Consider the following 20,192-nt stretch of genomic DNA (forward strand, 5'->3'; position numbering starts at 1 on the left):
AAATCTTACGCCATGCTTAATCGCATATCTTATCGAACAAGATTTCTCGCTATCGCATCGAAATGACAATAGGGTTTTTTAAATCCGAAATTGAACATTCGAAATTCGAAATAAAATAATTCACTCAATCACTAAATAAACCATGTCATTACTTACTCAAATAGATCAGGATATAAAGCAAGCCATGCTGGCTAAACAAGCCGACCGCCTTAGGGCGCTTAGGGCAATTAAATCTGCCATCCTGTTAGCCCGTACAGAAAAGGGCGCTGCCGAAGAACTGACCCAGGAAGCCGAGATAAAAGTGTTACAAAAGCTGATCAAACAACGTAAAGAATCTGCAGACATATACAAAACACAGGGCCGCGAAGACCTTTACGATATTGAAATGGCCGAAATGTATGTGATTGAACCCTACCTGCCGCAGCAGATGACACGGTTTGAGATAGAGGGCTTTATACAGGAAGTTATCGAAAGGCTTGGGGTAACATCAGTTAAGGATATGGGCCGGGTAATGGGTGTGGCCAATAAAGAGCTTGCCGGCCGGGCCGATGGTAAAACGGTATCAGAAATAGTGAAGCAACTATTAGGATAGTTTTACTGTAATAATTATTACACAAAAACTGATAAACTGGTTAATAATTATAATTTTACAACATTTCAGACTGAAGTTAACGCGGGTCTGATATATTTACGCAATACTTATACCGATCATATTATGGATTTTGTGCTTAAAGAGGAAAAAGGTTTCAGTTACATTGAAGAGGGGGAGGGCGAAACGCTGTTGCTGCTTCATGGGTTAATGGGCGCTTTAAGCAATTGGGACGAAGTTATAAAGGAGTTTAGCCCCAATTACCGGGTTATTATTCCTGTTTTGCCAATTTATGATATGCCTTTGTTGACCACTGGAGTCCGCAGTCTTTCAAAATACGTACATAAGTTTATAAAATTTAAAAAGCTTAGCAACGTTATTTTGCTGGGTAACTCGTTAGGCGGGCACGTGGGGCTGATATATGTATTGGCGCACCCCGGTTATGTAAAAGCGCTGGTGTTAACGGGCAGTTCGGGTTTGTACGAAAATGCTTTTGGCGGTTCGTTCCCGCGCCGCGAGAGTATCGACTTTGTGAGGGAAAAAGTGCAGTACACTTTTTACGACCCCGCGGTAGCTACTGAAGAACTGGTGCAGGAAGTTTACCAGATGATAAACGACAGACATAAGGTGATCAGGATATTGGCTATGGCAAAATCGGCCATCAGGCATAACATGAAAACCGAGCTGCGTAAAATAACCATGCCGGTATCATTGATATGGGGCAGGGATGATAAAATTACGCCGCCCGAGGTTGCTGTCGAGTTTAACGAGTTGCTGCCCAATTCTGAGCTGCACTGGATAGATAAATGCGGCCATGCACCTATGATGGAGCGGCCCGAAGAGTTTAATAAGTACCTGACGATGTTTTTGAATAAAATAAAGAAATAACAGCCCCCTCTAAATCTCCCTCGGTAGGGGAGACTTTAAATTGGCTTTTAAAGCCATCCCCTTCGGGGAGGGTTTGGGTGGGGCTACTAAAAAAAATAAAAATGCTTGCAATTGAGCTGATATCCGACGCCATTCCACCGGTACATACCTCTGATAGTATCCAGAAGGTGTTTGACCGTATGGCAGAGTTTAGGGTTTGCCATTTGCCAATTGTAAACGAAGAACAATTTCTGGGTTTGTTAAGCGAGGACGACCTTGTTGAAGAAACCGACTTTAACGCGCCAATAGGCTCGCTGGCTTTATCGCTGGTAAACCCGTATGTATTAGAGGAGCAGCATATTTACGATGTTATCCGTTTGTTTTACGAGCGGCAGCTAAGTGTTGTGCCTGTGCTTAATATCAAAAAAGACTACCTGGGCATGATATCCATCAACGCCATGAACGAGTATTTCGCCAAACTTACTTCAGTATCCGAGCCGGGCGGTATCATCGTTTTGGAAGTTGATAATAAGAACAATTCACTGGCGCATATGTCGCAGGTGGTAGAGTCTGATAACGCGCAGATCCTGAGCTCGTACACCCGCACGTTCCCGGATAGCACCCGCATGGAAGTAACCCTTAAGGTGAACAAGCAGGATATCTCCAACATTCTGGCCACTTTTTTACGCTATAATTACGATGTAAAAGCCACCTTTAACTTCACCGATCATAACGATAACTCTATGGACAGGTTCGATTCGTTTATGAACTACCTGAATTTGTAACCGATATATGAAAATAGCAGTTTACGGCAGGCAGTTTAACGATCCATCGGTGTTCCCTTACATCCGCCAGGTGTTTGATAGCCTTGCACAACATAAGGTTGATATTTACGTACACCCTATTTTAAGTGAATACTTACAGGGTAATGTGGATATATCCGCCTGCGCCACCCTAAACTGCGACGAACCCATAAAAAATAATGTTGATGTTTTTTTAACCCTTGGCGGCGATGGTACCTTGCTGGATATGGTTACGCTTGTGCGCGATTCGGGCGTGCCGGTTATCGGGATAAATTTTGGCCGCCTGGGCTTTTTGGCCAGCATTAATAAAAGCGATATAGCAGCAGCCATACACGCCGTTGTTAATAAAGAGTTTACGCTGGATAGCCGCGAACTGCTGGTGATAGATTCTGAACAAAAGCTATTTGGCGATAATAACTTCGCGCTGAACGATGTAACCATCCACAAGCGCGACGACAGCGCTATGATCACCACCCATGTAGCAATGGATGGGGAGTTTTTAAACTCCTACTGGGGCGATGGCATTATCATTTCAACCCCCACGGGCTCAACAGCCTATTCGTTAAGCTGTAACGGGCCAATTATCTTCCCGCAATCAAATAGCATAGCGCTTACCCCTGTAGCGCCTCATAATTTAAACGTACGGCCGGTAGTATTACCCGATACCACCACGCTAACGCTTGATATTGATTACCGGGGCAATAACTACATCGTATCGTGCGATAGCCGTACGGTTATTGTTGATAAACCCATGCAGTTTAAGGTGTACAAGGCCGGCTTTAAGCTTAATTTGGTACGCTTGAATAATGAAAGCTACTTATCTACGTTAAGGAAAAAGCTGTTATGGGGGTTAGATGCCCGTAACTATTAAATTGCCTTTGATGCCTAAATTCATTGCTGGTTTCCTGCTACTGTTTATTACCATAAATACAAATGCCCAAACCTGGGAAATAGGTGGGGCATTGGGCGCTGCGGGCTACATTGGCGATTTGAATGTAAACAACCCGGTTAAGCCAAGCGGCGCGTTTGCCGGCCTTTTTGTAAAACGCAATTTTAACCGTTACCTGGCAGCAAAATTAAGTTATTCTTTTGCGCAGATAAGCGGGGCCGACAGTACATCATCCAGCCAGCAGTTTCGCGATCGTAACCTTAGCTTTAAAACTCCTTTACAGGAGCTTAGCCTGATGGCCGAGTTTAACTTTATGAGCTACATCCCTGATGCCGGTAAAAATAAATACACACCTTATATATACGCGGGTGCGGGGATCACATCCTATGCCCCAAAGGCTACAACACAGGCAGGCAATGTTATTGGTTTAAGGGGTTTGCAAACCGAGGGGCAAGCCAGCCCCTACGCAACCAAAGCTATTGTGGTGCCGTTTGGTGCAGGGCTAAAATATAATTTTTCGGGCAAGTGGACGGTAGCCGCCGACTTGGGGTATCGTTTTACCACTACCGATTACCTGGATGATGTAAGCGGGTTGTATGCATCGCCCGCATCGCTGCCAAACGCTACCGCTGTAAAACTGGCCGACCGCTCCGGCGAGAAAACCGGTGTTTATATTGGTACGCCCGGCACCCAGCGTGGCGATTTTAAACCGCGCGATTTTTACATGTTCGTAGGCTTCACCATCTCTTATACCTTTGTAACCTCAGCTTGTTATTACTAAGTAAAAGTTGATTTTAAATATATAATATCTTAATTATATATTTTAACAGAATTTAATTTTGTGTTATTGAAACAATACAGTATATTTATACGTTTTATAGTTAGTAACTAATTGTTTAACCTTAAACTATATTGTCATGGCCGAATTAAATACAACCCCGGAAAAATCAGGAAACAAAACCCGCTCTAAAAAAGCGGCCGTTAAGGTAGATCTTACCGCAATGGTCGACCTTGCTTTTCTGCTCATCACCTTTTTTATGCTTACCACATCGCTAACAAAACCAAAGGCAATGGAATTAAACATGCCGGTAGGTGATGTAAGCGACCCCGTAGGCGAATCGCGCACCATGACCATTTGCCTTGGCAAAGACAATAAGGCCATGTATTACTTAGGTTTAGCAGATAAGCCCCTTATTGCACCTGCTGTTACCAATTACAGCGGTAGCGGTTTGCGCCACGCCATACTCGAAACCCGTAAATACGTACAGCAAACAACAGGCAAAGCCATGATAGTGATCATAAAACCAGCCGAAAGCTCGGTTTACGGTAACCTGGTAAACACGCTCGACGAAATGAAGATAACAGATGTACAGCAATTTGCCATTGCTGATATTGCAGCAAAGGATATCAATCTGTTGAAGGAAAACCAGGCATTTTAAATCAAAAAAAAATTGAGCGACCCAATCCCCTTTTGCATACGGAAGGGGGTTTCTGGTTTTGAACCTGTTTGTACCATACAGGGTTAAGTGCACTTCCCGCACTTGTTGGTGTTGTCACCAACAAACCGCCATGCCAGTCTGCTATTTATCCTAAATGTTGTTGGTGACAACACCAACAACGGCGAAAATGTGTGTTGTCGTGAGTGTGGTTGCAGGTCTTTTTAGAGGGCGCTTCTAAAACATGGTTATCGTTTTATTTATGCATTTTTGACAAGCTATGGTTGTCAAAACGCGTAATTTAATGCTTTTTTACAAAAGAAAGATATTATACGTTTGTAGGGAAAACCTTCTACCTTTCACATGAAAAAACTTTATCCTAAAGTAAGAATTCCGTTTTTAAGCTTGCTTAATTTTGATGGCATCAGTCGCTGTTATCTATGGATGCCGTAAAGATCTTTCCAAGATCGGCGAAATATCGCCGTTAACACTTACTGATCCTAAAATTAGTGCGGCAAAATCATGGTACGAAAACAACTTTCCTAAACAGGAAAAAAAGTCAGGACAGTCTACCCAATCAGTTGGAGATGAGTTTGATTTGAGCCAATATTTTAGCCCTAACTGGAACAAGTCTAAAAACTATATTCGTTTTGACTATGACGTGATTGAAATGCCATTAGACTCAGCATCAAAAATTGCATTAAAGATTGGCTCCAGTGAACTATCTCAATACAATAGTCGCAGTACGGTGTTAATATTAAGAACTGGTAAGAATTATAGCTTATATAATGACCATTGTTGGCGACGCTGATTATGTAAACGGCGACGTATCAAAGCTCGCAAGAAACTCATATGTTAAGCGTGATACCAATTTTAGCGGTATTCTTTATTATTCTACTCCTCAGGGAAAATTTATGAGTGGTTGCGTTTATAAAATGGTATAATAACAAATCAAATTGTAAAAAGTATAATACAACCAGGCAGTAATGTCCAGATAACACAAAGTACTGACAAACAAGTAAATTTAGCGCAAACATGCACATCATGGTATTATTGTACTATCAGCACACTGAATGGTTTCCCCACAAGCGTTCAATGCTTTTACGGAGGCCTTGATTGTTATGACCTGCCAATTGATACAAGTTCGCCAGGCATACCACCAACAAGTGGCGGAGGTGATTCGGGAGGTGGCGGATCGGGTAGTAATCCTCCTAACCCTTGTGCCGGTCAGAATCCATCAAGTATTAAAAATGGTAAAGTTATTAACTCCATAAAAATAAATTTGGTTAACCCGGGTGATGGTGGCTTTCCGCCTCCTGTATCGCCTGATCCATGCACCATACCACCATCTCCGGAAGACCCTTGTGCTAAAATGAAAAAGCAAAAGCAAAATCTTCCTGCAAATTTTGCTTCGAAAAGGGATCAAATTTTAGCAAAGCCGGGAACGAATGAATTTGGATCCGACCTTAAATTGGCTAACCTCACATCTCCAAATACGTACAAAACTACAGGTATTACCGCAGGTATAAACGGTTATTGGGAATCAGACTTTACTTGGAATAGTACCGCAGGATATACTATTGGTACAATGCACCGCCATCAAGCGGCTGGGCCATCACCTGATGACGTTTTTGGATTGATTGACGACAGAACGACCCTGTCGCGAATTGGGGCAAGCGCGGCTGATAAGAAATTTTATGAGAATAATTCTTACACTGCTGTAATTTTGAATAATACCACCTATATTATAAAAATTAATCTTTGGGGAACAGTTCAAGGAATGTTTATTGATTTTAATAATGATAGAGGTGGCTATGCAACGGCTTTCCAGGCCAGGGCGTCTGGATATAAAGACACATATAACGTTGACGAGTTAACCGCAACAACAAAGATCTTAAAGGATCTATTTGGTGACGCAATTGATTTATACAAAGCGCCAGCAAGTTCTACCGCTTTTGCTGTAGTTGGTATTGATCAGGATGGGAAACTTATCGTTATACAGTGCCCTTAACTTATAAAAAAGAAATAATGAAAAAGATATTTATAACAATTGCATTAAGTATAATTACCGTTATCAACTGCCATGCACAGTCAACCCATACCAGTGAATTTGTCAAAATTTCACTACCCAATGGCGTATATAAAATAAATAAGCAACAGGTTGATGCTCTTCCTGGGCGCCTTAAGCTGCAAACTAAATCTAAAACAGATTATTCCCCGCCATATAATTATAAGGCGGATAATATATTAGTAAGCTTTTTTAATGTTAACCAAGACTCTATACACAACGATTTGGCCAGAACAAAAAGATTCAACGACGACGGCTATGGGGTATTAAAAAAATATAATAATAATACCTATACATCTGTAATTAAAAATACTGGAAATAAGCAAATTTTAGTGGTTAACTACGTGTTACATAATAAAGGGTATTATAGTTTTTATATTCAAAATGAAGCAAAAACATTAACACAAGCAGGGCGCATGGAATATCCTGAAGCGGATGCCGCAAAAGCGGAAACATTGTTAACTGAGATAATAAATAATATACAGTTTACAAAGTAATAAGGATTTTGCCACAACGGCAGGGACGCACATCTGGCCGCTGCATATGCATAAATTATAACAAGCCCCATTTGCTTGCAAAGGGGGTGTTGTTTTTAAACCCCATACACTCAACAGAATTGTTTATACCCCTCCGCCGATAATTATTTCTTTTTTACGGCATACTAAAATAAATACAATTAAGTTTTACCTTTGTCACCTGAAAAAAAGAGCATAAGTAATTGAAAGCTTTGCTTAAAACGTTTCAAATTTTAACAAAGCAATAGGTGCGACAGTTGAGATACAGCTGTTAAAACCGTTCGGGAAATGAGTTATAAGGACCAGATAGATCTTCAGAAATTACCCCGCCATATTGCTGTTATCATGGATGGTAACGGCCGATGGGCAAAGGGTAAAGGAAAGTTAAGGGTGTTTGGCCATCATAACGGGGTGCTGTCTGTAAGGGATATTGTTGAAAGCGCGGGCGAATTAGGGATAGAGTATTTAACCTTATATACCTTTAGTACCGAAAACTGGAACCGGCCCAAATTTGAAGTTACCGCTATTATGGAATTGCTTATCAGTACCCTTAATAAGGAGATTGCTAAGCTGATGAAGAACAACGTACGCTTAAATGCCATTGGCGATTTAAAAATGCTGCCCGGCAAATGCCACCAGGAATTAGAACAGGCCATAAGTAAAACAGCCGGTAATACCGGGCTGGTGCTTACCCTTGCCTTAAGCTACAGCAGCCGCGGTGAAATGGTGAACGCCGCTAAAAAGCTGGCGGTAAAAGTGCAAAGCGGGGAGCTGCAACCCGCCGATATTGATGAAAAAATGTTTGAAGATAATTTATATACCGGCGGTATGCCAAACCCTGAACTACTGATCAGGACGAGTGGCGAGTACCGCATAAGTAATTATTTACTATGGCAAATTGCCTATGCCGAGCTGTACTTCACTGCAAAGCTTTGGCCTGATTTCAGGCGCGAAGACCTGTACGAAGCTATACTTGATTTTCAGAAACGCGAACGCCGTTTTGGGATGACAAGCGAGCAGGTAAACTAAATTTTTACTTTTAACACTTTTTAACAACTGTATAAATTATTTTTAGCCCACTAAAATATTCGGATGAATAAAGTTTTTTTTGCCCTTCTCTTCTCTATTATAAGCTCTGCAGCACTGGCACAGGTTAACGGTACAAGGCAATCTTCCCTAACCGGGTCTATCCCTGCCGATAGCCTGAGCTATCTTAATCCTAAAGATTATATTATAGGCGATATTACTATTTCGGGAGCTAAATATGTTAATAAGGATATCCTGCTTACCATATCTAAACTAAACAAAGGCGACAGGATAAACCTGCCCGGCGAGCAAAACGCAAACGTTATAAAAGACCTTTATAAACAAGGCCTTTTTGAAGATGTACAGTTAAATGTTACCCGTATTAATATGGATACTATTTACCTGGAAATTGCCGTTGTGGAGCGCCCCCGTTTATCGCGCCTGCACATAACGGGTATCCGCAAAGGCGAAATTGAAGATGTAAACAAAAAGCTAAGTGATAAAACCGGTAAGATAGTTAACCAAAACCTGCTGAGCACAACTACAGCTATTATCAAAAAACATTTTAACGAAAAAGGATACCTTAACACCACAGTTACCATCACCCAAACTAAAGACCCCGGCGATGAAAACAGTGTTATACTGGATGTTGCCGTTAATAAAAAATCCAAGATCAAAATAAACAGTATCACGTTTGAAGGGAATAAAGCCTTTTCTGATGCTAAACTGCGGAAGTTTCTGAAGAATACCCGTGTTAAGAAGTTTTATAACATATTTGGTTCTAAAAAATTTAAACAGGATAAATACGACGAGGATAAGCAAACCCTTGTAGAAAAAATGCAGGCCAAAGGCTACCGCGATGCCGAAGTGTTGAGCGATACCGTTACCAGGCACGATGAAAAAACCGTTGATGTAAAAATTAACGTTTACGAAGGCCCTAAATATTATTTTGGCGATGTTAAATTCTCTGGTAATGCCCGCTATCCTACAGAGCTTTTAACAAGGATACTACAAATAGAAAAAGGACAGGTATTTAGCGAAGAAGAACTAAACAAACGTTTATCGGGCCCTACGCCTAATAACGATGATGTTTCTTCGCTGTATTTGAACGATGGTTATTTAACCTTCAATGCCGACCCCGTACAAACCAGGATCCATAACGATACTGTTGACCTGGATATCAGGATCTACGAAGGGCCGCAATACACCATTAACCGTGTGATACTAAAGGGTAACGATGTTACCAACGATAAGGTGGTAATGCGCGAGATCCGCACAAAACCCGGTCAGAAGTTTAATAAGGAGCTATTGATACGCAGCGCGCGCGAAATTGGCCAGCTGGGTAACTTTGATGAGCAAAAGACCGAACCAAGGCCAACCAATATTAACCCCGCCGATGGTACTGTAGACCTGGTTTATAACGTAGTTGAAAAACCATCCGATCAGATAGAATTATCAGGTGGTTTTGGCGGCGGGCAACTGGTAGGTACATTAGGCTTAACTTTTAACAACTTTGCCTTACGTAACATTTTCAACCTTAAAGCATACAAGCCGCTGCCAAAAGGCGACGGGCAAAAACTAAGTCTTAGGGGGCAGTCGAGTGGGCGTACATATCAAAACTTTTCGTTCACCTTCTCCGAGCCATGGCTGGGGGGTAAAAAACCAATTTACTTTGCATTCTCGGCTTATACACAAGGCAGCTCAACAGGGCAGTATTACCCTAAATCCAGCCCTTATTACAATAAGCTGCGCATAAATGGTGTAGGTATAACTTTGGGTAAAAAGCTAAACTGGCCCGATAACTACTTCCAGCTAAACTACTCGTTAAACGTAGATCACTACGATCTGGATAACTACGGGGGCTACCTGTTCCAGAACGGTACATCGTACAATATCAAGTTAACGCAAGAGCTTAGCCGTAACTCGGTAGATATGCCACTTTACCCAACATCAGGTTCAAACATAAAATTAACCATACAGGCTACGCCCCCATATTCGTTATTTAACAGCATAAACTACAATATAGCCACGCCCGAGCAACGCTACCATTTTGTAGAATACTACAAATGGAAATTTGATGCACAGTGGTTCCAACGGATAACCGGTAAATTAGTGCTGATGTCGCAGGTGCGTTTTGGTTACCTGGGCCAGTATAACAAACTGGTAGGCCCGTCTCCGTTCGAGCGTTTCAAACTGGGTGGCGATGGTATGCAGAGTTACCAGTTCCTGCAGGGTACGGATGTTATAGGTTTACGTGGTTACGAAAACTTCTCTATCGTACCGGTAGGCTCAAACTTAAATGCAAATACAAACCAGGGTAGTGCTATTTACAATAAATATACTATGGAGTTAAGACACCCTGTAATTACAGGGCAGTCGGCCACGATATTTTTACTGGCATTTGCTGAAGGCGGTAACGTTTGGGATAATTTTAACCAGTTTAATCCGTTCAATGTTAGGCGCTCGGTTGGTGTTGGTGCAAGGATATTTTTACCGATATTTGGTCTGTTAGGCTTAGATTATGGTTATGGTTTTGATAAAATACCGGGCCAGCCCGATGCCAACAAAGGGCACTTCCATTTTACAATTTCACAGAGCTTAAGCGGAGGATTTAATTAAATTTGCACAGCAGTTTATGAAAAAGATAATTTTAGTACTTTTTATTACGTTTACAGCCTGCACGGCAGCGCTGGCACAACGTTTTGCATATGTCGATTCGGATTACATACTTAAACATATGCCCGAGTATACATCATCTCAAAAACAACTGGCTTCGCTGTCAGAAACGTGGCAAAAAGATGTTGACGCCCGTTTCCAGGAGATCGATCGTTTGTACAAGGCTTACCAGGCCGACCAGGTGTTAATGACACCCGAAATGCGCAAACGCCGCGAAGCCGAGATAGTTGATAAAGAAAAGTTAGCCAAAGACTACCAGCGCCAGATATTTGGCCCGGATGGCGAACTTTCTAAAAAAAGCAATGCCTTAATTAAACCAATACAAGATAGGGTGTCTAAAGCTGTACAGGCCGTTGCCGAAAGCGAAAACCTGGATATGATATTTGACAAAAACAGCGAAGTTATTATGCTGTACGCCAACCCGCGTTATAATAAAAGCGATGCGGTGATAACCCGTTTAGGATTAAAACCGGGTGTACTTGCCAAATAAAAATTTTATATTTATAATTAGAACTATTATTAAACACAGAAGAACAGAAATGAAAAAACTATTTAAAGTTGCTTTAGTTGCAGCAGGAATGTTATTTGCAGGCAACTTTGCCCAGGCACAATCAAAAATTGGCCACATTAATTTTCAGCAGTTAATTGATTTTATGCCGGAAACAAAAACAGTAAAATCTCAGCTTGAAATTTATCAAAAACAATTCATTGATCAGCTTACTGCAATGAATAACGAATACCAGACAAAAGGCCAGGCATACCAAACAAAAAGGACAACCATGACCGATGCAGCACGTGGTGCAGCCGAAACCGAATTACAGGACCTTGCCAAACGTTTACAGGATTACCAGCAATCATCGCAACAACAGGTGGAAGCTAAACAACGCGAGTTGGGTAAACCGCTTATTGATAAAGCACGCGGCGCGGTTGCTGCAGTAGCAAAAGAAAAAGGTTACGGTTATGTATTAGATACCACCAGCGAGTACCTTGTTGTATCGCCTGATGCTGACGACCTGATGGCAGCTGTAAAGCTTAAATTAGGATTAAAGTAATCTGAAAATTAAATTATTTATAAAGCGCCTCCATTACGGGGCGCTTTTTTTATTTTTGATGATATGTTACCAGGCAGTCCTATTGGGGTTTTTGATTCGGGTATTGGTGGGTTAACGGTGTTTCGTTCCATTGTGGAGCAGTTGCCGGGTTACGATTACGTTTACCTGGGCGATAACGGTCGTGCGCCATATGGTAATCGTTCGTTCAATACCATCCATCAGTATACCTGGGAGTGTGTGCAATGGATGTTTAAACAAGGCTGCCCGCTGGTAATACTGGCCTGCAATACGGCATCTGCAAAGGCCCTGCGCACCATACAGCAGCAGGATATGCCTAAAGCCAATGCTGATAAGCGGGTATTAGGCGTTATCCGCCCAACTGCCGAAGTTATTGGCAGCTATACTAAAACCAAACAAATTGGCGTGCTGGGTACTAAAGGTACCGTGCAGTCGGGCTCGTATCTGTTAGAGATAGAACACTTTGCGCCCGAGTTGAAGGTTTACCAGCAAGCCTGCCCGCTTTGGGTGCCGCTGATAGAAAACGGTGAATACAACAAACCCGGTGCGGATTATTACGTGCAGTTATACCTGGATCAGTTGATGCAGCAATCGCCGGATATCGATACCATATTACTGGCCTGTACCCATTACCCCTTATTGCAGGAAAAGATAAAAGCCCACCTGCCGGCACACATCAATGTAGTTGCGCAGGGCGATATTGTTGCCACCAGCCTGGTTGATTACCTGCAGCGCCACCCCGAAATGGAGCAAAGGCTCACAAAAACCGGCCACCGCGATTTTTACACCACTATTGATGATACCCCCGATTTTGACCACCACGCATCCCAATTCTTCGGCAATGAGGTTAAAAGCGAGTTTGTTGATGTAAGGGAAGGGTGTTAGATGTGCAAATAATTCAGCATTTGCGTTAGGGATAGTAGCGGATACCGGCCCCGCGCTTAAGGCCTGTGCGCGTATGAGCGGATAGCCCGGGCCAAAGGCAACGCACAACAAATTATCCTCCTAAATCTGATAAAAAATCTTTCCTCTAATCCTTTATCCTCTTTAAAATCATTCTAAAAAAGCACTACCAAATCAGTCAACTATCCCCGGCATTTATTAAGTTTGCAGCCAAAGCAAACGCCCCTTGAATTTTTATCTTACATATTTTATTGTAGCAGCAGGTTTATTTGCTTTTGTAGGCCTGTTTACCATGTTTGGCGTATATGCCGAGCGTAAGGTGAGCGCGTTTATCCAGCACCGCCTTGGCCCAACCGAAACTGGTAAATATGGTACACTGCAGGTACTGGCCGATATGATAAAAATGGTACAAAAGGAACTGATCATCCCGGCGGCGGCCGATAAAGTATTGTTCCTGGCGGCGCCTGTTATTATTTTTATTGGCGTTTACCTTGCTTTTGCAGCCCTGCCCTGGGCGCCCGGTTTGGTCCCGGCAAATATTAATATCGGGCTATACTATATTTTCGCCATTATCTCTATCGAAACCCTTGGCATACTGATGGCCGGATGGGGGTCGAATAACAAATATTCTATATTAGGTGCTATGCGGTCGGCCGCGCAAATTATCTCTTACGAGATCCCGGCAGGCTTCGCGCTCATCTCGGTAGTGATGATAGCGCAAACGCTGAACTTACAGGATATCGCTATGCAGCAGGGCATTCTGTCGGCAGATAAGGCAAAGTTTTTTGGCCTTTGGGATGTATCGGCTATAGGGGGTATATTGTCGTGGAATATTTTCCAGGCGCCGCATTTGATGGTGGCTTTTGTAATTTATTTTATAGCATCGCTGGCCGAGAGTAACCGGGCACCGTTTGATATCCCCGAGGCAGAATCGGAACTGGTGGCGGGTTTCCACACCGAATTTACGGGGCTGCAGTTCGCGCTGGTGTTTTTGGCCGAATACTCGATGATGTTTTTGGTATCGATGGTGGGCGTAATATTATTTTTAGGCGCGTGGAACACGCCGTTACCAAACATAGGTTCGGTAACTTTGGCAACCTGGACAACCGGCACCGCATGGGGCATTATCTGGATACTGGTGAAAACTTTAGCATTGGTAGGCGTACAGATGTGGATACGGTGGACACTGCCCCGCTTGCGGGTCGATCAGCTGATGAACCTGTGCTGGAAGGTATTAACCCCGCTGGCGTTTTTATGCATGCTGATATCGGGCGTGTGGCGGCTGTGGGTAATGTAGGGGAGAGAGGCAAGAATTTAGAGTCAAGACAAGAGAATAAAGGTAAGTAATCGGTGAAATCATTAAATCGGTGAAATCCAGATAACATGATAAAAAGAGCATTAAACGGTTTTACAACGGCATGGAAGGGGCTTTCCCTTACCATCAGGGCCTTATTTGCGTCAAATGCTAAGCGGCAGGTAACCTCCATTACCAACGATAATTATTTTAACCAGCAAAACAATACCAATACCATCCAGTACCCTAAGCAGGAACTGCCCGTGCCCGAGGTTGGCCGCTACCAACTGGATGTAGAGATTGACGACTGCATTGTGTGCGACTTGTGTGCCAAGATTTGCCCGGTAAACTGTATCGATATCGAATCGATAAAATCTACCGAGGGCAGCATTGGCGAAACATCCGATGGGTCTAAAAAACTACTATACGCCGCTAAATTTGATATTGATATGGCCAAGTGCATGTACTGCGGCCTGTGTACCATTGTGTGCCCTACCGAGTGCATTGTAATGACCAACCAGTACGATAAAACGGTATTCGAGCTGAAAGATCTGAACTACGAGTTTTCGGATATGTCGCCGGAGTTTGCCGCTGAAAAACGCGACTTGCTGGAACGCCAGAACGCCGAAAAACAAGCAGCCAAATTAGCCGCCATGAAGGCAAGGGAGGGCGGGTTATGAGTTTAGTGCAAATACTATTTTACGTAATGGCTTTTATAACGCTGGGCTCGGCATTGGTTGTGGCCATCAGCAAAAATTTGGTACGCAGCATCTTCATGTTTTTTGTAACGCTTTTTGGGCTTGCAGGCCTGTACGTTTTGGCCCTGGCCGATTTTGTAGCCGTCACCCAAATTGTAATATATGTAGGCGGTATTTTGGTGCTGATACTGTTCGCCTTCATGCTTTCGGGCAAGGAGGCTTTAGTTGCTGCCGAAAAGCAAAGCAGCCGTTTTATCAGCCTTGGTAACATTCCCGCGTTTTTGTTAGCCGCCCTGTTTTTGGTGGTGATGCTGAACGTGGTTTTTAAAGCGGATATCAATAACCTGCCCTGGGTAAAACAGGCCATCGCCACAAAAAACGTTGTTCCTGTGAACGGCACAGGCATCAATAATATAGGCGTTAATTTAATGACCCGCTATTTGCTGCCCTTCGAGGTAATATCGGTACTGCTGATGATAGCTTTGGTTGGTGCGGCGCACCTGTCCAGAAAGGAGGCCGCGGAAGCATGATCAACCTTAACGACTTTATGCTGGTAAGCGTGGTGCTGTTTTGCATCGGGCTGTTCATTATCGTATCCAAAAAGAACGCCATCATGATCCTGATAGGAATCGAACTGATGCTGAACGCAGCCATTTTAAACCTGGTAGCCTTTGGTAAGTACGACCGCATAAACAATGGCGGCCAAATGTTCGCGCTGTTTGCCATTGTGCTGGCAGCAGCTACAACGGCGGTGGCGCTGGCGATAATACTTAACGTGTACCGCCGCTACAAAACCATCAACCCTGATAAAATTAACCAATTGAAAGATTGACGATGAAAAAACTACTTTTAATATTGCTGATGTTTCTTACCGTTAGCGCGTTTGCGCAAACACGGAAGAAGCATGCGAAAAAGAAGGTAAAACATACAACCAGGCGCAGTGCAAGGCATAGGGCATCGCGCGAAAGTGAACCGCCGCCGCAGCCCGATTTTCAATACGTAAAAATGGGTGCCGATAAAAAAATGGTATTTACCGACCCACCCGAAGGCGAAGAAAAACCCTTTGTGCTGATCAATGATACGGTTTACAACGGCCGGCTGGAAGAATTAAGGGTTGAGGATATTTTAGATGTATCGGTTATAAAACGGAAGGGTGCCAGGATCATGTACGGGCCAAAGGCTGCCGCAGGTGCTGTTATCATTAAAACAAAACAACATTTGCCGGCCAATATACCCGATAGCGCCCTGCCAGTTCCAAAACCCCGGCCGCAGCAAAAATCTTTTTTGTTTAACGAGGAGGTTACCTACGGCAAAGTAGAAGACCTTGATCCTAAGAAGATTTTAAGTATAGATGTCCTTGTACAGCCTAAATTCGTAGGCTCGAAAGAAAATGACACCACGGTGAGCGTGATCACGAAAGTTTATGGTAAAAAACTGTATCAGTGGAAATTTGGTACGCTGTCAAAAGCTTACAAAGCTTACATCAGGAGCCGCCGCGGTAATGATACCGGGGTAAATTATGTGCTTAGCGATGGCACTACTTTAACGGGTGGTAAAGAAGAAGACCTGCTAAAATTGTTAAGGGTTTATAACTCGGGGGTTACGGCGGTAACTTTTACCGGGCCAAAAGGTACCCGCAGAAACCGGACGCCGGCTACTGTAAATATTGAACTAAACCAGGCGACGAATTGAACCCAACCTTACCATACAACGACGCGCAAACCGTAACCCTTGCTATTATAGCAGTGGTGCTGCCTTTTGCTGCCTTTGTGGTTAACTTTTTATTGTTGGGTAAAAGCAAGGCTTCGGGTTGGGTATCAACGCTGGCCATACTGGCAAGTAAGGTACTTGCTGCAAACGTATTTTTTAAAGTGTGGGATAACCACACCATCCACGCACAACAGGTTTGGTTTACCATTGGCGCAACCAAAGTGCAGGCGGGCATTCTGCTTAATAATCTTTCGGTATTGATGCTGTTGCTGGTATCGGTTATCGCTTTGCCGGTGCATATCTACTCTACCGCTTACATGAAGGATGATGAGGGGTACAGCCGTTACTTCCGTTATTTAAGCCTGTTTTGCTTTAGCATGCTGGCTTTGGTGGTGGTTGATAACCTGATACTGCTTTATGCTTTTTGGGAAGTGGTGGGCTTTTCATCCTACCTGCTTATCGGGTTCTGGTTTACCCGCGAAAGCGCCATCATGGCCAATAAAAAAGCCTTTATCATGAACAGGATAGGGGATATCGGTTTACTGATAGCCATACTTATCCTGTTTGTACAATACCGCACTTTTGATATCGAGCAGATTTTTGGAAATAAGGGCTCGATAGTTAATTCTGTAATTACCAACGGGCAATGGATAAGCCGGCTGGGTAGCGTACCCGCCTTGTGGCAATACATAGCCGTTGGCGGCATATTTTTAGCCGTGGCCGCCAAATCGGCCCAGTTCCCGCTGCATACCTGGCTGCCTGATGCGATGGAAGGCCCAACGTCAGTATCAGCGCTTATCCACGCGGCTACCATGGTGGCGGCAGGGGTGTTCCTATTAGGTAGGTTCTATCCCATGTTTAACGGAACGGAACTAACCATACTGGCTATTATCGGCTGCTTCACCGCGTTTATGGCGGCAACTATCGCGCTCACACAAAACGACCTGAAACGCATCCTTGCGTATTCCACTATATCGCAATTGGGCTTTATGGTGATGGCTATGGGTGTTGGGGCGTACTCTTCGTCGCTGTTCCATTTGGCTACGCATGCTTTTTTCAAGTGCCTGCTGTTTTTGGTCGCCGGTATCGTTATCCACCAGATGAAACACATTAAGGACGATAATAACCTGGATATCGATCCGCAAAATATCCTGCACATGGGTGGCCTCCGTAAAAAGTTACCACTAACCTTTATCGCCGCCCTAATTGGCGGGCTGGCGCTGGTGGGTTTACCGCTAACATCGGGCTACCTGTCAAAAGACGGTATCCTGATCCAGGCTTTTGACTGGAGCGACGGCAAAGCCGACATCCTGAAATTGGTACCTTATGTGGCGCTATTCACCAGTTGGCTAACCGCGTTTTACGTGGCGAGGCTAATTGTAAAAGTTTTCTTTGGCGATTTCCGCCTGCAAAAAATGAACCCGCAGATCCACATCCACATGGGCGATGGCGGCTGGCAATATAAGGTACCGCTGGTGTTTTTAGCTATTTGCTGTTTGTTCCCGGTGTTTAGTTATAGTCCGGTTTTTTATGAAGATGCCTGGCTGAACAAAGGCTTTGCGAAGGTAAACTTTTTAGCGCGCGAAAATATGTACCACTACATCATCCCGGTGTTGGTAAATGTTTTAAGCGTGGTGGTCATGTATGGCGCTTACGTAGTTTATGTAAAACGCAATAGCTGGTCGTTCCCGCAAACGGGGCTGCTGTTCCGCATCTCGTTTAACGAGTGGTATATCGATACGTTTTATAACCGCGTTATCGTGCGCTTTGTAATGTGGCTAAGCTATGCCTCGTACTGGTTCGACCGTAAGGTGATAGATGGCCTGGTAAACCTGGTCGAAAAAATTGGTATCGCCCTCGCTGGCATAGCCGCCTGGTTTGATAAACATATAGTCGACGGCTTTTTGCACCTGATTGCCGATATTGTACACGGCATTGGCGGCTTTGCCCGCCGTTTCCAGGGGGGTAAAATTCAATATTATTTATACAGCATGTTGTTAGTGCTTGTCACCGTATTTATTTTAAAACTGATCTGGACCTGATGAATATATTAACCCTGCTCATTTTTACACCCATTTTGTTCGGCATCGTAATTTTGCTCCTGCCATCATCGCTGCGCGCCAGTTTCAAATACATTACGCTGTGTGCAACCTTCCTTCAGTTATGCTTTAGCATCTACATTTACATGCATTTTCAAACCGGGGCGGCACATGCGGGCATTAACCAGGAGGGGCAGTTCCAGTTTGTGCAGCAGCTTCCGTGGATAAGCCTTGACTTGGGCAGCATAGGCAAAATGCAGATAGAATATTTTGTGGGGATTGATGGCATCTCGGTAACGCTGCTGGTGATGACCTCGCTGATAATGGTAATTGCCTCTATTGCATCCTGGGAGATAAAAAGTAACCTTAAAGGATTTTTCGCGTTGTTTTTGCTATTGGATATGGCAGTGATAGGCGTATTCTGCGCGCTGGATTTCTTTTTGTTTTATACCTTTTACGAGTTGATGCTGCTGCCCTTATATTTTCTGATAGGGATGTGGGGCGGTGCCAGGCGCGAGTACGCGGCCATCAAATTTTTCCTTTATACGCTGTTTGGGTCGGTATTTATGTTGCTGGTGATGGTGGGTTTATACCTGTCGGTGAAAGACCCGCTTACGGGTAACCACACTTTCAATATCATCCACATGATGAACCCTGCCAATTATATCGAGGGATCGGTATTTTCGGTGCTAAGCCATGCCACCATATTGGGCATGCCCGCGCGTACCGTTGGGTTTGTGGTGCTGTTTATTGCCTTCGCCATTAAAGTGCCTGTAGTGCCGCTGCACACCTGGCTGCCCGATGCGCACGTGGAAGCGCCAACCCCGGTATCTATCATCCTTGCGGGTATTTTGTTAAAAATAGGCGGGTACGGTATCATTCGTATCTGCATCGGTATTTTTCCGGAGGTGGCCTTTACAGGCGCGTTCTGGCTTGGCTTGCTCGGGGTTATCTCCATATTATACGGCGCATTTAACGCCCTCGCCCAGCGCGATTTGAAACGTATGATCGCTTATTCATCTGTATCGCATATGGGTTTTGTATTACTGGGCATCGCCTCCAACACAGCCGAAGGCATCAGCGGCGCGGTATTGCAAATGGTGAGCCACGGCTTTTTATCAACCATGCTGTTCTTTTTGGTAGGTGTAGTTTACAACCGCGTACACGACCGGGATATCTACAATTTCCGCGGACTGGGTACTTTGATGCCACGCTACACGGTTTATGTGATGATCGCGTTTTTCGCGTCATTGGGCCTGCCCGGCTTCTCCGCCTTTGTGGCCGAGGCCTTTTCGCTGGCAGGTGCTTTTAAATCGCCTTCAGTTAACGGGCTTCTGCCTTACTGGATGGCCATCTGCGGCTCGGTGGGGATATTACTAAGTGCCGCTTATTTCCTGTGGACCTTACAGCGCATGTTCTTTGGCGGCGTATCGCTAAAAGGCGGCGATGTTTGGAAGGTAGCCTTAACCGATATCAACTTCCGCGAAACGGCAACCTTGCTACCCCTGGCGCTTATCGCGCTGGCCCTGGGCATTATGCCATCGCTGGTGTTGGATAAGATAAACGATTCGGTACTGGCGCTGGTGCAGTTCATACAAATGAAATAAAC

General features: G+C 44.1%; 21 protein-coding genes. All 21 read left to right on the top strand.

The annotated features are described in order from the left end of the window. Positions 1-142: 142 nt before the first annotated feature. The 21 genes from EWM62_RS03890 to EWM62_RS03990 all read left to right on the top strand — a co-directional run bounded on the left by EWM62_RS03890 (position 143) and on the right by EWM62_RS03990 (position 20,190). Positions 143-592, top strand: a complete 450-nt coding sequence (locus EWM62_RS03890; protein WP_129875349.1) for a GatB/YqeY domain-containing protein — start codon at positions 143-145, stop codon at positions 590-592. 123 nt (positions 593-715) lie between these two features. Continuing rightward, on the top strand, positions 716-1,477 hold the full coding sequence (locus tag EWM62_RS03895) for an alpha/beta fold hydrolase (RefSeq protein ID WP_129875350.1): 762 nt from the start codon (positions 716-718) through the stop codon (positions 1,475-1,477). A gap of 101 nt (positions 1,478-1,578) precedes the next feature. Next, entirely contained in the window at positions 1,579-2,241 is a 663-nt protein-coding gene (locus tag EWM62_RS03900) for a CBS domain-containing protein (RefSeq protein ID WP_129875351.1), read from the top strand. 7 nt (positions 2,242-2,248) lie between these two features. Then, on the top strand, positions 2,249-3,130 hold the full coding sequence (locus tag EWM62_RS03905; protein WP_129875352.1) for an NAD kinase: 882 nt from the start codon (positions 2,249-2,251) through the stop codon (positions 3,128-3,130). Between the two features lie 10 nt (positions 3,131-3,140). Beyond that, positions 3,141-3,929, top strand: a complete 789-nt coding sequence (gene porG, locus EWM62_RS03910; RefSeq protein ID WP_162499769.1) for a type IX secretion system protein PorG — start codon at positions 3,141-3,143, stop codon at positions 3,927-3,929. Between the two features lie 136 nt (positions 3,930-4,065). After that, on the top strand, positions 4,066-4,587 hold the full coding sequence (locus EWM62_RS03915) for an ExbD/TolR family protein (RefSeq protein ID WP_129875354.1): 522 nt from the start codon (positions 4,066-4,068) through the stop codon (positions 4,585-4,587). A 415-nt stretch (positions 4,588-5,002) separates the two neighbouring features. Continuing rightward, positions 5,003-5,395: a hypothetical protein gene (locus EWM62_RS03920; RefSeq protein WP_129875355.1), complete on the top strand. Its 393-nt coding sequence runs from the start codon at positions 5,003-5,005 to the stop codon at positions 5,393-5,395. Between the two features lie 561 nt (positions 5,396-5,956). Continuing rightward, positions 5,957-6,595, top strand: a complete 639-nt coding sequence (locus EWM62_RS03925) for a hypothetical protein (protein WP_129875356.1) — start codon at positions 5,957-5,959, stop codon at positions 6,593-6,595. Between the two features lie 17 nt (positions 6,596-6,612). Then, entirely contained in the window at positions 6,613-7,149 is a 537-nt protein-coding gene (locus tag EWM62_RS03930) for a hypothetical protein (RefSeq protein ID WP_129875357.1), read from the top strand. Between the two features lie 306 nt (positions 7,150-7,455). Then, positions 7,456-8,196, top strand: coding sequence for an isoprenyl transferase (locus EWM62_RS03935; protein ID WP_129875358.1), 741 nt, complete (start codon positions 7,456-7,458; stop codon positions 8,194-8,196). A gap of 63 nt (positions 8,197-8,259) precedes the next feature. After that, positions 8,260-10,812, top strand: coding sequence for an outer membrane protein assembly factor BamA (gene bamA, locus EWM62_RS03940; protein WP_129875359.1), 2,553 nt, complete (start codon positions 8,260-8,262; stop codon positions 10,810-10,812). Between the two features lie 16 nt (positions 10,813-10,828). Continuing rightward, positions 10,829-11,359, top strand: coding sequence for an OmpH family outer membrane protein (locus tag EWM62_RS03945; RefSeq protein ID WP_129875360.1), 531 nt, complete (start codon positions 10,829-10,831; stop codon positions 11,357-11,359). 49 nt (positions 11,360-11,408) lie between these two features. Continuing rightward, positions 11,409-11,921, top strand: coding sequence for an OmpH family outer membrane protein (locus EWM62_RS03950; RefSeq protein WP_129875361.1), 513 nt, complete (start codon positions 11,409-11,411; stop codon positions 11,919-11,921). A gap of 63 nt (positions 11,922-11,984) precedes the next feature. Further along, positions 11,985-12,824 (top strand): glutamate racemase, encoded by an 840-nt coding sequence (murI, locus tag EWM62_RS03955; protein ID WP_129875362.1) that lies wholly within the window; start codon positions 11,985-11,987, stop codon positions 12,822-12,824. A gap of 244 nt (positions 12,825-13,068) precedes the next feature. Next, positions 13,069-14,139, top strand: a complete 1,071-nt coding sequence (gene nuoH / locus EWM62_RS03960; RefSeq protein WP_129875363.1) for an NADH-quinone oxidoreductase subunit NuoH — start codon at positions 13,069-13,071, stop codon at positions 14,137-14,139. Positions 14,140-14,225: 86 nt separating this feature from the next. Next, positions 14,226-14,816, top strand: coding sequence for a 4Fe-4S dicluster domain-containing protein (locus EWM62_RS03965; protein ID WP_129875364.1), 591 nt, complete (start codon positions 14,226-14,228; stop codon positions 14,814-14,816). After that, positions 14,813-15,364, top strand: a complete 552-nt coding sequence (locus EWM62_RS03970; RefSeq protein WP_129875365.1) for an NADH-quinone oxidoreductase subunit J family protein — start codon at positions 14,813-14,815, stop codon at positions 15,362-15,364. The genes EWM62_RS03965 and EWM62_RS03970 overlap by 4 nt, the downstream gene beginning before the upstream one ends. Then, a complete protein-coding gene (gene nuoK, locus EWM62_RS03975; RefSeq protein ID WP_129875366.1) occupies positions 15,361-15,666 on the top strand; it encodes an NADH-quinone oxidoreductase subunit NuoK in 306 nt (101 codons plus the stop codon). The genes EWM62_RS03970 and nuoK overlap by 4 nt, the downstream gene beginning before the upstream one ends. 2 nt (positions 15,667-15,668) lie before the next feature. Continuing rightward, entirely contained in the window at positions 15,669-16,526 is an 858-nt protein-coding gene (locus tag EWM62_RS03980; protein WP_129875367.1) for a hypothetical protein, read from the top strand. Then, positions 16,523-18,586 (top strand): NADH-quinone oxidoreductase subunit L, encoded by a 2,064-nt coding sequence (gene nuoL / locus EWM62_RS03985; RefSeq protein WP_129875368.1) that lies wholly within the window; start codon positions 16,523-16,525, stop codon positions 18,584-18,586. The genes EWM62_RS03980 and nuoL overlap by 4 nt, the downstream gene beginning before the upstream one ends. Further along, positions 18,586-20,190 carry a complex I subunit 4 family protein gene (locus tag EWM62_RS03990; protein ID WP_129875369.1) on the top strand — a complete coding sequence of 535 codons (1,605 nt, stop codon included), beginning with the start codon at positions 18,586-18,588 and terminating at the stop codon, positions 20,188-20,190. Before nuoL ends, EWM62_RS03990 begins: the two co-directional genes overlap by 1 nt. The last annotated feature ends 2 nt before the right edge of the window (positions 20,191-20,192 follow it).

The sequence above is a fragment of the Mucilaginibacter terrigena genome, assembly GCF_004168255.1.
Classification (GTDB): domain Bacteria; phylum Bacteroidota; class Bacteroidia; order Sphingobacteriales; family Sphingobacteriaceae; genus Mucilaginibacter; species Mucilaginibacter terrigena.

Coding starts and splice junctions, on each gene's coding strand:
- EWM62_RS03890 (WP_129875349.1), top strand. CDS start 143: ATGTCATTACTTACTCAAATAGATCAGGATATAAAGCAAGCCATGCTG.
- EWM62_RS03930 (WP_129875357.1), top strand. CDS start 6,613: ATGAAAAAGATATTTATAACAATTGCATTAAGTATAATTACCGTTATC.
- EWM62_RS03900 (WP_129875351.1), top strand. CDS start 1,579: ATGCTTGCAATTGAGCTGATATCCGACGCCATTCCACCGGTACATACC.
- EWM62_RS03950 (WP_129875361.1), top strand. CDS start 11,409: ATGAAAAAACTATTTAAAGTTGCTTTAGTTGCAGCAGGAATGTTATTT.
- EWM62_RS03905 (WP_129875352.1), top strand. CDS start 2,249: ATGAAAATAGCAGTTTACGGCAGGCAGTTTAACGATCCATCGGTGTTC.
- EWM62_RS03925 (WP_129875356.1), top strand. CDS start 5,957: ATGAAAAAGCAAAAGCAAAATCTTCCTGCAAATTTTGCTTCGAAAAGG.
- EWM62_RS03915 (WP_129875354.1), top strand. CDS start 4,066: ATGGCCGAATTAAATACAACCCCGGAAAAATCAGGAAACAAAACCCGC.
- EWM62_RS03980 (WP_129875367.1), top strand. CDS start 15,669: ATGAAAAAACTACTTTTAATATTGCTGATGTTTCTTACCGTTAGCGCG.
- EWM62_RS03970 (WP_129875365.1), top strand. CDS start 14,813: ATGAGTTTAGTGCAAATACTATTTTACGTAATGGCTTTTATAACGCTG.
- bamA (WP_129875359.1), top strand. CDS start 8,260: ATGAATAAAGTTTTTTTTGCCCTTCTCTTCTCTATTATAAGCTCTGCA.
- murI (WP_129875362.1), top strand. CDS start 11,985: ATGTTACCAGGCAGTCCTATTGGGGTTTTTGATTCGGGTATTGGTGGG.
- porG (WP_162499769.1), top strand. CDS start 3,141: ATGCCTAAATTCATTGCTGGTTTCCTGCTACTGTTTATTACCATAAAT.
- EWM62_RS03895 (WP_129875350.1), top strand. CDS start 716: ATGGATTTTGTGCTTAAAGAGGAAAAAGGTTTCAGTTACATTGAAGAG.
- EWM62_RS03990 (WP_129875369.1), top strand. CDS start 18,586: ATGAATATATTAACCCTGCTCATTTTTACACCCATTTTGTTCGGCATC.
- nuoK (WP_129875366.1), top strand. CDS start 15,361: ATGATCAACCTTAACGACTTTATGCTGGTAAGCGTGGTGCTGTTTTGC.
- EWM62_RS03965 (WP_129875364.1), top strand. CDS start 14,226: ATGATAAAAAGAGCATTAAACGGTTTTACAACGGCATGGAAGGGGCTT.
- EWM62_RS03945 (WP_129875360.1), top strand. CDS start 10,829: ATGAAAAAGATAATTTTAGTACTTTTTATTACGTTTACAGCCTGCACG.
- EWM62_RS03920 (WP_129875355.1), top strand. CDS start 5,003: ATGGCATCAGTCGCTGTTATCTATGGATGCCGTAAAGATCTTTCCAAG.
- EWM62_RS03935 (WP_129875358.1), top strand. CDS start 7,456: ATGAGTTATAAGGACCAGATAGATCTTCAGAAATTACCCCGCCATATT.